The 12,970-nt window shown below is 63.4% G+C and carries 12 protein-coding genes; 8 read left to right on the top strand and 4 right to left on the bottom strand.

Annotation, left to right across the window (positions count from 1 at the left end):
• The first annotated feature begins 257 nt into the window (after positions 1 to 257).
• Positions 258 to 440, top strand: a complete 183-nt coding sequence (locus SOM18_RS04950; protein WP_152555332.1) for a hypothetical protein — start codon at positions 258 to 260, stop codon at positions 438 to 440.
• 72 nt (positions 441 to 512) lie between these two features.
• Positions 513 to 1,064 (top strand): hypothetical protein, encoded by a 552-nt coding sequence (locus tag SOM18_RS04945; RefSeq protein WP_031438925.1) that lies wholly within the window; start codon positions 513 to 515, stop codon positions 1,062 to 1,064.
• A gap of 166 nt (positions 1,065 to 1,230) precedes the next feature.
• Here SOM18_RS04945 and SOM18_RS04940 read toward each other — a convergent pair whose 3' ends face one another.
• Positions 1,231 to 2,328 (bottom strand): alkaline phosphatase, encoded by a 1,098-nt coding sequence (locus tag SOM18_RS04940; protein ID WP_081874037.1) that lies wholly within the window; start codon positions 2,326 to 2,328, stop codon positions 1,231 to 1,233.
• A 550-nt stretch (positions 2,329 to 2,878) separates the two neighbouring features.
• On the opposite strand from SOM18_RS04940, the gene katG reads away from it, so the two are divergent.
• The 3 genes from katG to SOM18_RS04925 all read left to right on the top strand — a co-directional run bounded on the left by katG (position 2,879) and on the right by SOM18_RS04925 (position 6,603).
• Positions 2,879 to 5,104 carry a catalase/peroxidase HPI gene (gene katG, locus SOM18_RS04935; RefSeq protein ID WP_031438923.1) on the top strand — a complete coding sequence of 742 codons (2,226 nt, stop codon included), beginning with the start codon at positions 2,879 to 2,881 and terminating at the stop codon, positions 5,102 to 5,104.
• 393 nt (positions 5,105 to 5,497) lie between these two features.
• Positions 5,498 to 6,151, top strand: coding sequence for a TetR/AcrR family transcriptional regulator (locus SOM18_RS04930; protein ID WP_414712105.1), 654 nt, complete (start codon positions 5,498 to 5,500; stop codon positions 6,149 to 6,151).
• Positions 6,148 to 6,603, top strand: a complete 456-nt coding sequence (locus SOM18_RS04925) for an SRPBCC domain-containing protein (RefSeq protein WP_031438921.1) — start codon at positions 6,148 to 6,150, stop codon at positions 6,601 to 6,603. Before SOM18_RS04930 ends, SOM18_RS04925 begins: the two co-directional genes overlap by 4 nt.
• A gap of 91 nt (positions 6,604 to 6,694) precedes the next feature.
• Here the strand turns inward: SOM18_RS04925 and SOM18_RS04920 are convergent, their stop codons facing one another.
• Positions 6,695 to 7,366, bottom strand: a complete 672-nt coding sequence (locus tag SOM18_RS04920) for a hypothetical protein (RefSeq protein WP_031438920.1) — start codon at positions 7,364 to 7,366, stop codon at positions 6,695 to 6,697.
• A gap of 311 nt (positions 7,367 to 7,677) precedes the next feature.
• On the opposite strand from SOM18_RS04920, the gene SOM18_RS04915 reads away from it, so the two are divergent.
• The 3 genes from SOM18_RS04915 (at position 7,678) to SOM18_RS04905 (ending at position 11,224) form a co-directional block, all read left to right on the top strand.
• A complete protein-coding gene (locus tag SOM18_RS04915) occupies positions 7,678 to 8,514 on the top strand; it encodes a hypothetical protein (RefSeq protein ID WP_042466244.1) in 837 nt (278 codons plus the stop codon).
• A gap of 161 nt (positions 8,515 to 8,675) precedes the next feature.
• Positions 8,676 to 9,791: a sialidase family protein gene (locus SOM18_RS04910; RefSeq protein ID WP_235188226.1), complete on the top strand. Its 1,116-nt coding sequence runs from the start codon at positions 8,676 to 8,678 to the stop codon at positions 9,789 to 9,791.
• Between the two features lie 188 nt (positions 9,792 to 9,979).
• Positions 9,980 to 11,224 carry a DUF2254 domain-containing protein gene (locus SOM18_RS04905; protein WP_320481412.1) on the top strand — a complete coding sequence of 415 codons (1,245 nt, stop codon included), beginning with the start codon at positions 9,980 to 9,982 and terminating at the stop codon, positions 11,222 to 11,224.
• A 66-nt stretch (positions 11,225 to 11,290) separates the two neighbouring features.
• Here SOM18_RS04905 and SOM18_RS04900 read toward each other — a convergent pair whose 3' ends face one another.
• Both SOM18_RS04900 and SOM18_RS04895 read right to left on the bottom strand, forming a co-directional pair.
• Positions 11,291 to 12,163 carry a Brp/Blh family beta-carotene 15,15'-dioxygenase gene (locus SOM18_RS04900; RefSeq protein WP_320481411.1) on the bottom strand — a complete coding sequence of 291 codons (873 nt, stop codon included), beginning with the start codon at positions 12,161 to 12,163 and terminating at the stop codon, positions 11,291 to 11,293.
• The gene (locus SOM18_RS04895) at positions 12,160 to 12,927 is read right to left on the bottom strand and encodes a bacteriorhodopsin (protein ID WP_249403432.1); all 768 of its coding nucleotides are present in this window, start codon (positions 12,925 to 12,927) and stop codon (positions 12,160 to 12,162) included. Before SOM18_RS04895 ends, SOM18_RS04900 begins: the two co-directional genes overlap by 4 nt.
• Positions 12,928 to 12,970: the final 43 nt, after the last annotated feature.

Raw genomic sequence — 12,970 nt, 5'->3', positions numbered from 1 at the left:
CTGCATGCGGGCTGCCGGGCACGATTGCCGGGCGCGAGGTGACCGAAGTAACCGGTCCGGTGCCATTATAAAGTCGCGCGGAAACCTTCAACGCCGTTCTGATCTTGGCACGGGCCACATGCCCTGGCCTTGTGACGGACGATGATGATCCCGTCGCGATAATCGGTTATCGACCGTCGACGATGATGGATGGCATTGCAGATATGGCGCTCCGGCATGGCGATCGCCGCGCCCGGGCTTATGAACGGAATGAACCGGTGATCCGGTGCATCCAGGATGCGATCACCACCTATCGCCGCGACGGCGGCGATCGTGACGGTCGCCCGACGATTGGCGCGCTGATCGCCGCATGCACTGCTAGTGGCCTCACGGCGGCACGCGGCGGTCCGGTGACGCGCTATACGGTCTGTCAGGCGCTAAAGCTGACAGGCCTGTCCTGATGCGAGTCGACACGGGCAAAATGCACGAAGCGGCCGCGCAACGTACCGGCCGCCTCGTCTGTTCTCGCCGTTATGCCAATCGATCCTGACCAGACCGCCACGATCATCACCAGCCGGGCCATTCGTGCCGGCCACGAGCAGGATTTCGAACGCTGGGTGGAGGAACTGAACCGGCACGCCCGTGCGGCGCCGGGGTATCGGGCTGCGATCCGGCTCGGTCAGACGGCGGGTTTTCAGCACCTGCTCTTTCGCTTCGACGATCGCGCCGCAGCCGATACATGGCATGACGACCCCAAGATGCGCGCGCACGTCGCTGTCGCGGACCGCTTCTCCACCGCGCTCCGCCAGCTCGAAACTGGCGACGGCGTCACCTTCGAGCTGCCGAGCGATGCGAGTGCCAGCAAGTGGAAGCGGTTCGTGACGACATGGCTGACGGTGTTCCCGGTCCTACTCCTCATCAGCATGATGGTTCGCCCGGTGTTGAAGGACGCACCACTGCCGCTGCAACTCCTGCCCTCGTCCCTGCTGCTCACCGCGACCCTGCAGTGGATCATTCTCCCGCGCCTGCAACGTTATACCCGTTTCTGGCTGTTGCAGGACAGTTCGGGACGGCTGCAGCGGTGAGGATAAGGCATGACGGCGCGTTGCCGGACATCACGCGCGCCCTCACCCCACTTCCCAGCTTCGTATATTCATTCATCGTTGGGCTGACCGCTTTCGGCCTCTAATCCTTCGTCATACGCGTCGCGATCCGGGAACGAAAAAAGCCGTCAGGCAGGCTGAGGGCGGATCATTTGTCCTTCTTCCAGCCGAATGCCGACAGCATGATGTCGAAGAGCCGCGTGTTGGGCATGAAACCCCGGACCTTGTCCGCACCGGGGCCGCTCGCGGCGACGACGACCTCTTCGCCGGTATGGCCGGGTTCGACGCTGATCACCGACTTCGCATCGGGATCATATTGCGTCGCGAGCGGCGTCGTGCGCTTGCCGCCGGTCATCCGCAGGCCGAAGCTGTGGTCCGCGGTGAACAGGATCAGCGTGTCCTTGCCGGCAACCGCGCTGATCCGGCGGATCATGTCGTCCATCTCGACGACATGCCGCAGGCCTGCCTTGGGATCGTCGGTGTGCATGTCCCATTCGACCATCAGGAAATAGCCCTTCGGGTTGCGGGCGAGCTGCGCGACGGTCGCCTCCACGGCGGGAAGCGGCGCGAAGTCGGCATCGTGCAGCACCGCGGTCCGGGGCGCCTGGCCGACCAGCGCGGGATCCTCGCCGAAGCGGTAGCCGGCAGTCCTGAACGCCTGTTCGGCGCTCGTCCCCGGGCCGGCGAATGTCGCGACGGCGTCGGCACGGCCCTTGCCGATCAGGATATCGACGCCGTCGCCGAAGCGGGGCTTGAGCATCTGGCGGAATATCTCGCCCTTGTCCGCGCGCGCGGCGACATGCGCAAAGGTCGCGGCCGGGGTCGCGTCCCAGATGTTCATGTTGGTGACGACACCCGTCGACAGCCCGCGCTGCTCGGCATATTCGAGAAGGGTCTTGACCGGCATCGCGCGGCCGCCCGGTCCAGTGGGCGTCGTCGACACCATCGCGTTGTTCGTCTTGTGCCCCGTCATGATCGCGGTCATCCCGGCCGCGGAATCGGTCACCCATCGGTCGAGCGCGGACGTATCCGACAGCGCGACGTTGGGCATCGACTGGATGAACAGCGATTGCGGCCGGTCGTGCGCCAGGATGCCAGCAGCACCGAGCGTCGACAGGCCACCCGCGTCGCCGAGGAAGAGGATGACATTGCGCGCCTCCTGCGCTGCAGCGGGCGTGCTGCAGACCGTGAGCATCGCGCCAGCAAACGCCGTGCCGCCCAGGAATTTGTAAATCGCGGTTTTCATTGCAGAGGTCCTTGCATCGGGGCCGGTGCCGAGAGCGTTGCCGGGTCGTATTGCGGATTGATCGGGTCGTGCGGACGGGGATCGCCAGCGCCCGGTCTTGCGCTCTCGGTCCACGCCGGAACGAGCAGGTCACCTTGCAGCGATGCACCCGCCGCGCTGCGGCGATACACGAAGTCCCGTCCCTCACGGCTGGCCGGGTCTGCGAACACGCCGCGCGTTTCGAGGCCGACGAACCAACGATCTATCGGGCGGACTTGGGGCGCGGTCACGACGAAAAACTCTGAACCAGACTAAAGACGCCCATCCTCTAACCGCAGTAAATGTAAGTTTGGCGACACCTTGATCAGATCAGTTGCCGCGAGGTCTGTCGGCCTGACGATGATGATGACCCGGATCATCGCGAATGTACGCGCCGTCAGACGACACGCTCACAGCCCTCTGTGATCGAGTGCGATGATAGCTGTCGCCCGTATAATCGATTGGACAAATGTACCCGAGATCCGGCATTTTACCAACACGGTGGTAAAACTCATTAGGAGAGGACGCCAAGATGGCCGATTACGAACAGCCTAAGGCAAGCGGTTGCCCAATGGGCCCCCAGGGTGGCGGCGAGGTTAAGGCCCGCTCGCTCCTCGGTCGCACGAACAAGGATTGGTGGCCCGACGCGCTGCCGATCGACATGCTGCATCAGCACGGCGTCTCTCCCGACCCTATGGGCGAAGAGTTCGACTATGCCGAGTCGTTCAAGCAGCTCGACTATGCAGCGCTCAAGGCGGACCTGACGGCGCTGATGACCGACAGCAAGGCCTGGTGGCCTGCCGACTATGGTCACTACGGCCCGTTCATGATCCGCATGGCATGGCACGCCGCCGGCACCTACCGGGTGACCGACGGCCGCGGCGGATCGTCGTCGGGTCAGCAGCGCTTCGAACCGCTGAATTCCTGGCCGGACAACGGCAACCTCGACAAGGCACGTCGCCTGTTGTGGCCGCTCAAGCAGAAATACGGCAAGAACATCAGCTGGGCCGACCTGTTCATCCTCGCCGGCAATGTCGCGATCGAGAGCATGGGCGGTCCCGTGTTCGGTTTCGCCGGCGGCCGCAAGGACGTCTTCGCCTCCGAGGGCGATACCTTCTGGGGCGCCGAGGAGATCTGGGTCAACGAGGGTGCGCAGACGCGTATCAGCGAGGATATGCCCGAGCTCGAAGGGCCTCTCGCCGCGATCCAGATGGGGCTGATCTACGTCAATCCCGAGGGCCCGGGCGGTGAGCCCGACGCGCTCATGTCCGCACGCGACATGAAGGCGACGTTCCAGCGGATGGCGATGAATTCCGAGGAAACCGTGGCGCTGACCGCCGGCGGTCATGCCTTCGGCAAGGCGCACGGTGCCAAGGCCGCACCGCATTTCAAGGCCCCGTCTTCGGAATCGGTCCACATGCAGGGCCTCGGCTGGCTGACCGACAGCGAGGAAATCGGCCAGGGCCATATCACGACCTCGGGCATCGAGGGCGCGTGGTCGAACAACCCGACCAAGTGGACAGGCGACTATCTGCGCCTGCTGTTCAAGTACGATTATGAGCTGACCGAGAGCCCCGCTGGCGCAAAGCAGTGGCAGCCAGTCAACCCGGAACCGGAGGACATGGCCCCCGACGCGCGCGACCCAAACAAGCGTGTGCCGACGATGATGACCACCGCGGACATGGCGTTGAAGGTGGACCCCGAGTTCCGCGAGATCGCGCTGCGCTTCCGCGACGACCAGGCGGCGCTCGACGACGCGTTCGCACGCGCGTGGTTCAAGCTGACGCACCGCGACATGGGGCCACGGGTCCGGTACCTTGGCCCCGAGGTTCCCGAAGAGACGCTGATCTGGCAGGATCCGGTCCCCGAAGGCACCGCGCCGTCGGACGCTGACGTCGCGGCGTTCAAGGACGCCGTGCTGTCGAGCGGGCTGACGATCGGCCAGCTGGTCAAGACCGCCTGGGCGTCGGCTTCCAGCTATCGCCGGTCGGACCACCGCGGTGGGGCGAACGGCGCGCGCATCGCGCTCGCGCCGCAGAAGGACTGGCCGGTCAACGAGCCCGAGCAGCTCAGCCAGGTTCTGGCAAAGCTGAACGACTTGCGGGGCAGCATGTCGCTGGCCGACGCGATCGTGCTGGCGGGTTCGGCAGCGGTCGAGAAAGCGGCACGCGACGCCGGGCACGACGAGGCGGTACCGTTCCTTGGCGGCCGCGGCGATGCGACGCAGGAGTGGACGGATGTCGAAAGCTTCGTCTGGATGGAGCCGCAGGCCGACGGGTTCCGCAACTACCTGAAGACGCGTCACCCGGTGAAGACCGAGGAGCTGCTGCTCGACAAGGCTTCGCTGCTCGGCCTGTCCGCGCCGGAAATGACCGTGCTGGTCGGTGGCCTGCGCGTGCTCGGCGCGAACTTCGGCGATGCGCCCGACGGCGTGTTGACCAAGCGTCCGGGGCAGCTGACGAACGACTTCTTCGTCAACCTGCTCGACAATGACACGTTCTGGGATCTGGTCGACACGTCGAGCGACGAGAAGTTCATCGGCTATGATCGTGGCGGTCGTGAGAAGAAGTGGCAGGCGACCCGCACCGATCTGGTCTTCGGCTCGAACTCGCAGTTGCGCGCGACGGCCGAGGTTTATGCCGAGAACGGTCACGAGGACAAGTTCGTGCGCGACTTCATCCGTGCCTGGGTGAAGGTCATGAACGCCGACCGCTTTGACGTCACCGCCAAGCCGGTATCGTCGAACCAGGCGACGTAAGCGACGTCGGTGGCCGGATAGGCCGTGTCGATCGGGGAAGTTTCCGAACGTACACGGCTTATCCGTCACTGGCCTGAGTTATGAGATATAGATTCTGATCTTTACCGTGCCCTTTAGCCATGGGCTTCCAGGTCGCACTGCAGCCGCCGTTATCGTACTTATAAGGGTGGCGGCTTGTGCCCTTGGCCCCGACGGCAGAGCGACCCGCGCTGAATAGCGTTTGAGGCAATCCCGGTCGAAATCGTACGACCTGTGTACTGGTCCCGACAGCTGGGTGCATGGACCGGGGCCCGGACATTCGCGACGCGTTCGCCCCCTCAGCTCCTACCATTCGATAGGGGCACCGACTTTCAATCCCGGCCTTTGCGACGATCGCTTCCGAGCACCATCTTGATGATCCTTGCCGGCATACCGACCGGTTGGTATGCCGGCACTATGACGAGTCGAGGATCTTCCAATAGCGCTCGCGACAAGCTGTTGGACGCAGCCGTGACGCTCATCCGCCGCAACGGCTTTGCGGCCACCAGCGTCGACCAGCTTTGTGGGGCTGCCGGGGTCACCAAGGGCGCCTTCTTCCACCATTTCGTTTCCAAGGAGGCGCTGGGGGTGGCCGCCGCCGGCCACTGGCTGGCGATCACCACGCCGCTGTTCGCCGATGCGGACTATCATCGCGCACCCGCGGCACTGGCGCGCGTGTTGGGCTATCTTGACCTGCGAGAGGCGCTGATCGACGGCGGCACTGACGCCTTTACCTGTCTGGCTGGCACGCTCGCGCAGGAGGTGCATCAATCACACCCCGCGATTGCGCGCGCTGCTGAGGCGGCAATCGTCGGCCATACGCGCACGCTCGAAGGCGACGTCGCCGAAGCGCTGGCTGATCATGGCGTTGCCGACGTCGATGCAGCGAGCCTCGCGCTCCACTTTCAAGTGGTGCTTCAAGGCGGTTTCGTCGTCGCCAAGGCAACTGGTGATCCGCAAGCGGCGCGCGAGAGCGTGCGGCACCTGAAGCGCTACGTGACCCTATTGTGCCGAGGAGAGAAACGATGAGCAATATCCGTGAACTCAGCGTCGAGCGCCGTATCGCTGCCCCCGTAGAGGATGTCTGGCGGACATTGATCGATCGCTTCGAGGAGTGGTTCTGTCCGCGACCGTGGCGCGCCGAAGCACGCGAGATCGAATGGCGCCCCGGAGGCCGTAGCCTGGTGGTCATGCATGGCCCCGACGGTGAGGAGATCCTTAACGAGGGCGTAGTCCTCGACTATGAGCCTAACCGCCGCTTCGTATTCACCGATGCTTTTACAGCGGGTTGGCAGCCCAGTGGGCCGTTCATGGTCGGCCTGTTCGAGATCGCGCAAGACGGGGACGGCACCCGTTTTACCGCCGCGGCACGCCATTGGACCGATGAAGCGTGGGAGCGCCACCGGTCGATGGGCTTCGAAGCCGGCTGGGGCGCGATGGCCGATCAGCTCCAGACGTTGGCCGAGGGAGGTGCGCTCTAACCGCCATTGCTGTGTTCATGCTTTCGCAGGTGTTAGAGGACCGCCTGGCAAGCGTGGGGCGGGCGGTTCTCCCGTGATCGCAAAGTTCGCGCTAGCGGGTGAACAAAAAGCCCACCGCGATCAGAAATGTTGCGCCTTCCAGCAGCCCGACAAGGACGTTCCAGGTCGCGCGCACCAGGCTGATCCCCAACACCTGCGCGAACCAGCGCGTCTCGACGATCCAGAAGTTCACGATGCTCGATCCGACGAGCCAATGTCCAATGATGCGCGTCGTTTGATGATGGTCCATCCCGAAACTACTGCCGACGCTCAGACCCAGCGCAAAGACGGCCGCCGGATAACATTGCGCGTAAAATGGCTGCTGCAGGGAATTGCGATCGAGCTTGATCCTGCGTTGGCGCACCATGCGGGCTGCGAGGAATAGTGGGAAACCCGCGAAAACGACGACGCGGAGGACCAGGGCGCTGGCATTGTCGTTGACCAGGTCGGCCAGACCATGATGATTGGCGATGATTTCGTCGGTCTGGCCCAACGCCGTAGCGACGCTGTGCCCCAGCAACAGCGTGAGAGCCAGAAAAAGGGGCGGACTGAGTATCGACGCGTAGCGTTCATCGTCGGGCAGCGCGGCTTCGCGCTCGATCTCCTCCATCGTACGGATCGGTCGAAAGAGCGCCTGCCAAAGCGTAAGGGGAAAGAAGACCACCCAGCTCATCACTTCGTACAGAAGTTCGTCGAGCGAATTGAGCCACTTCATGAAGTCCATGCTGCATCATGTTCGATCCGGGCGTCTATCGCAACGGCTTGCCTTGTGCTAGACTCCGCCCCCTAGTGCTTGCCGAAGACGCACTCTTGCGGGTCCTGCCGTATGTGATGAAGACCGGCACCGACCAAACGGCTCTTCGGCCGAAGCGAGCATGCTCGCCGTCCAATTCCCATGGGCAGTCGGTGGCCGAACGCCGTTGACAGCGATGGACGCCGTCGCTCCCTTTTTATACAATCACTCAATTGATGATGAGGTGATTTCGAACGAACGGGAGAATCGCGATGCGTTGTCCGTCTGGCCTGTCCACGACCATGACCGCCCTTGTCATGGGCTCGGCATTTCCCACAATTGCCCACGCGCAATCCACGGGGCTCGAGGACATGGTAGGCGCCCGTGCAGGTCAGGCCGAGATGGAGTTGCAACGACGCGGCTACGTCAACATCCGGGGTGAGCAAGGCGACGATCGCGTCTATACCTATTGGTGGAACGCCGATCGCCGCCAGTGCGTGAGCATTGCGACGATGGAAGGCCGCTACAATTCCATCCAGCCGACCACCTCCCCCGATTGCAGGAAGCCCGCGAACCTCCGGCCCAACTCCGGCTATGGTGGTCAGGCTGCGCCACGACCGCGTCCCGACTATGACCCCGATCTGGCCTATGGACGCGCGCCAGCGGGCCCCGGCGGCGGTCAGGATCGCTATCCTTCGGGAGGACCTGTTGTTGACGGCAGAAACGTGGAACTCGGGCTCGTGTGTTTTGGGGACGGATCGAAAACGGGCTTTGCGAACGGGACGACCTGGAACTGGAACCGTGATCGTGACCGCTATGAGTCCGGCACGTATACCGAAACCAGGAAGGAGGTCTTCGATGCCTCGCTCATGGTACAGACCTGGGCCGGTGGCGGACGTATCCGGCTACCCAAGTCGCTGATCCCGCCGATCAATTCCCGTGGCAATCAGGGATGGTGGGATTTGTACGACGTGACTGTCAGCCCAGATACGGTCCGCGCGAGTTACCGCCTGAACGGCTTGAACAAGCCACGGCTCGTGATCGATCGGCGCAGCGGCCGCATCACGGTCACGGGCATGAGTGACTATGGCTTTCGGGGCACGTGCGACCTGATCGGACACGAACCACGCCGCTTCTAGACTATGCCGCGGGCGCTGCGCTCCCAAAACGAATGGTGAGGCAGACCACGAATACGAACCATCGCGCACATCAGTCGCCATTGGCTCGGTTGGAAACCCCATGCTATCCGGCTCGCGCAATACGGGTCTACGCGTACCCGCAACGTTGTTGGGGTACAGCGATGAAATTCAGGGCATTTCTGGCGCACATGGTGAAGGTCGCGGCAATCGCACTTGCGGTCAGCGCCGCGGCGCAAGCCCGGATCGGCCATGCCCCGTCGGCCACTGCGGCCCCGCTTCGGTCGCCGATCATATCGTCGGAATTCATATATGCCGATGCGCCTTACCCGCAGGCGCATGCCTCGACGATCGTCGAACTGCCTGACCGGACGCTGGCCGCAGCCTGGTTCGGCGGTTCCGGCGAAAGCCAGCCTGACGTCCGTATCTGGTTCGCACGACGCGGCGCGACGCGATGGGAGACGCCGGTCGCGGTCGCCGATGGTGTGTCCGCGGACGGTCAGCGATTTCCGACCTGGAACCCGGTGCTGTTTCAGCCTGCGGACGGTGCCCTGCATCTCTTCTACAAAGTCGGGCCGAATCCGCGGGCGTGGTGGGGCATGGTCATCCACTCGACCGATGGCGGACGACATTGGAGTCGGCCGCAGCGCCTGCCGGATGGCGTGTTGGGACCGATCAAGAACAAGCCCGTCATTGCGCCCGACGGCAGCTGGGTGTCGCCGTCGAGCCGCGAGGAAGGCAGCGCAGAGGCCAATATCTGGTCGATCCGGATCGAGCGGAGCACCGATCGCGGGAGAAGCTGGCAGGTCGGCGACGCGGTGGCCTCACCGATGCACATCGAGGCGATCCAGCCGAGCATCCTGTTTCACCGCGATGGTCGACTGGAGCTGGTGGCGCGGACGCGGCAGGGTGCGCTTGCGATGAGCTGGTCACGCGACGCCGGGCGCAACTGGTCACCAATCGCGGCGATCGACCTCCCCAATCCCAATGCGGGTACCGATGCGGTGACGCTGCGCGATGGGCGCCAGTTAATCGTCTACAATCACAGCGCGCATCTACCCGAGCGGCCGGGCGATGGCGCACGCTGGCCGCTCAACATCGGTTTGTCCGACGACGGCGTGCGGTGGCACAACGCTTTGACACTCGAGAGCAAGCCGCTACCCGACGGCTATGCCTATCCGGCGGTGATCCAGACGCGCGATGGACTGGTCCACGTCACCTACACGCATAACCGTACCAAAATCCGTCACGTCGTGATCGATCCGACACAGCTGCGCTGAGTAGGAGGTCACGCTCCGGCGCCCCGTCACGAGGTAAGATCTTCCCGGCGCCAGTCGCTGAATGTGATCGAGGCGGGGCTTGTTTTGCTTCGCACAGATGATCTGCGGACAGTTCGAGCGGAGCCGCCGGATCACCGCGCTGTTGTCGTCGTGGCTATTCGGCTACCAGCCAGCTGAAGGAGCGCTAAATGACGCAATGGACATGGATTTTGAGCCGGATCGTCCGGCAGGTCTGGTTCCGGGCAGCGATCATCAGCCTGCTGAGCGTCGCGCTGGCGATCCTCGCCGCTTTCGTCACGCCGTATCTGCCGTACACGTTCGATGCCGATATCGGGCAGCAATCTGTCGGCACGATCCTTCAGATCATGGCCTCGAGCATGCTGGCGGTCACGACCTTTTCGTTAACCGCAATGGTCAGTGCCTACTCCTCCGCAACGCAACTCGCGACGCCGCGTGCGACCCAGCTGATGGTCAGCGATCCGACGTCGCAGAACGCGTTGTCGACCTTCCTCGGCGCCTTCGTCTTCTCGATGGTCGGGATCGTTGGCCTGAACACCAGCGCCTATGGCCATGACGGCCGGATCATCCTGTTCGCAGCGACCGTGCTGATCATCCTGCTGGTGGTCGGCACGCTGCTGCGCTGGATCGGGCATATCACGGCGTTTGGACGGATGGCCGATGTGATCGACCGCGTAGAGGAGGCCGCGACCCAGGCAATGCAGGATTTTGCTGCACACCCTCATCTTGGCGGCCGTGCGGCTGTCGCCATCCCCGCCGATGCCGTCACAGTCACCGCGGTGCAGACCGGATATGTCACGCATATCGACATCACCGCACTTGACACGATCGCTGACCGCAATGACCTGACGGTGTATGTCGATGTCCTGCCTGGCGCGATGATGCATCCCGCTCGTACGCTTGTGCAGGTCTCGGGAAAGATCGACGACGGCATCCAGAGCGAACTGATCAAGACGTTCACCATCGAACGGCATCGGTCCTTCGACCAGGATCCTCGACTGGGGCTGATCGCGCTGTCCGAAATTGCCAGCCGGGCGCTCGCACCGGCGACCAATGATCCAGGCACGGGGATCGAGGTTCTCAATGCCCTGCTTCGCGTATTCCTGACGCTGAGCCCCGGCGCGGCGCGTGTCGATAAGGAGCCGGACTCCCCACGGGTTCACATCGGCCAGCCAACCATGGAGGATATGCTCGGCGATGCATTCGGCCCGATCCTGCGCGAAGGGATTGCAGAGGTCGAGGTGTCGTTGCGACTGACGGCTACGCTTGCAGCGATGCACGCAAGCCTGCCGGCTGCGCGTCGGGAAATCGAGCACTGGGCCAACCGCCACGCGAAGCGGGTGGCGACGACCATGGAAGATCCCGACGACCTGACGGCATTCAACGAAGCCTATCGCAGGCACTGGCCCGCTTGAGGCACGATCAGGCGGCATGCTGCCATCTGGTTCGACGACATCGCGGCCTCTGCCGACAACCTGAAGTCATTCAAGGACATGAGCACGCACCACGTCCCTGTGGTCACGAGGCAGCCCCATCGACCCGGATCGCCGCGTAACCCTGTCGAAATACGGCGTCACCAGCAGATGCGGCATCGCCAGTGCCGCGACGCCGGCAAAGAGCGACCGCACGCCCGAGGGGTCCCACCGCAGCAGCACTCCGCCCATGATTCCGACCAGCAGCACAGCCAGGCCGAGGATTGGTCCCGTGGCGCGGAGATACGCAATGGTCGTCACGCACCGTAACCGATCTCGACGCTCTTTCGTCTGCGGCACGGCGTGCAGCACCAGAAATCCGACCGAGAACCCGACGAGCGGGGGCAGAATGAGAAGCGCGGTCGTTCCGACCAGAAGACGTCGATCATGGCGCGCCGCGCCGATGATCACCAGGCAGGCGGCTGCTGCGTCACCCGCAACTGCCAAAATGCTGACCATGGCCGGCGCACCGGACTCTCGAACTCCAGCAAGATCGAGAATGCGGGCGAGGCTTGTCGCGTGCAGCGTCGCAGGCGTTGCGACCAGGCTTATGCCGCGGGCAATCCTTTCGAACGGCCTGCTCGCGGGGGCATCCTCAAGACCAAAATGGACTGCCGACGCCAGCAGGAATGCAGGGAGTGCGATCGCAGGATCGACGATCCACCACATAAGACAGACAAACAGTGCAGATACGTACAGCATCAGGAATGCCGGGCGCCGCCGATGCTCGACGATAGCGAGATCACTGGCACCGTGCGCCATGCCGACGACCCCGACAGCAAGGGCCGCGAACGCGAGCTGTACGGTGAGCACGCAAAACGAGGCGACCAAAGCCCCCGCCAGAAGGGAGCCCCAGCCAAGGGCCGGGGCGCGCCGTGTCATGCCCGGTGGCCGCGTTCGCCGTCATCCTGCGCCAACGCCTTGTCGAGGGTGGCTGCCGCGTAGAATGCGTAGACGACCTTGGCGATCACATCCATGATCAGGAACGCCCAGACCGATGCAGGATCGGTGATCAGCTTCAAACCTTCCGGTCCGATCAGGAAGACGATCGGATAGAGGAACCAGATGACGGTCAGGAAGGTGAGGTTCTTGCCATAGGCCATTCCCAAGGCAGCACCACGGCTGAGCGCCAGTGATCGCAATGGACCCCATAGAAGATACAGGACGCCCAGAAACGCGACGCAGGACCATCCGTACCAGATCCATTTCGCCATCGATGGTGCGGCAAGCGACGATATCAGCCCCGTGACGATCATCAGCACATCGAGCACGATGACCGAGGTCAGATACCCACCAACCTCACCCGTCTTCCCATGCTCGTGAAAAGCCAGCAGCACGAGACCCGACAACAGGATCGGCGTCGTCACCGACCAATCCACGTAGCGTGCCAGATATGTCAGCGAACCGTCGCTGTTGATAAGCGTGCCGATGCCAAAGGCCATTGCGAGATACGCGGTCGCCGCGATGAACGGCACGCTGGCGTGCAGGAGCGTATGATGGCCCGACGGCTGCGTCTTCTTACCCGTCGCATATATGGCCAGCGACGCGACCGACATCACGCTGAAGCCGATCAGGAAAGCGGTTTGATCCACCAGGGAGCCCCCTATCATGAGGACGACCCGGCGCCGACCTTGAGCCACCAACATCACTCAGATGTTTTGGGTCCTGGCTCGCGATAAGTTCATGAAG

It is taken from the genome of Sphingomonas sp. CFBP9019, from assembly GCF_034045155.1.
Taxonomy (GTDB): domain Bacteria; phylum Pseudomonadota; class Alphaproteobacteria; order Sphingomonadales; family Sphingomonadaceae; genus Sphingomonas; species Sphingomonas aerolata.
Note: the sequence above shows the minus strand (reverse complement) of the source record. Positions and strands in the feature narration are given on the sequence as shown.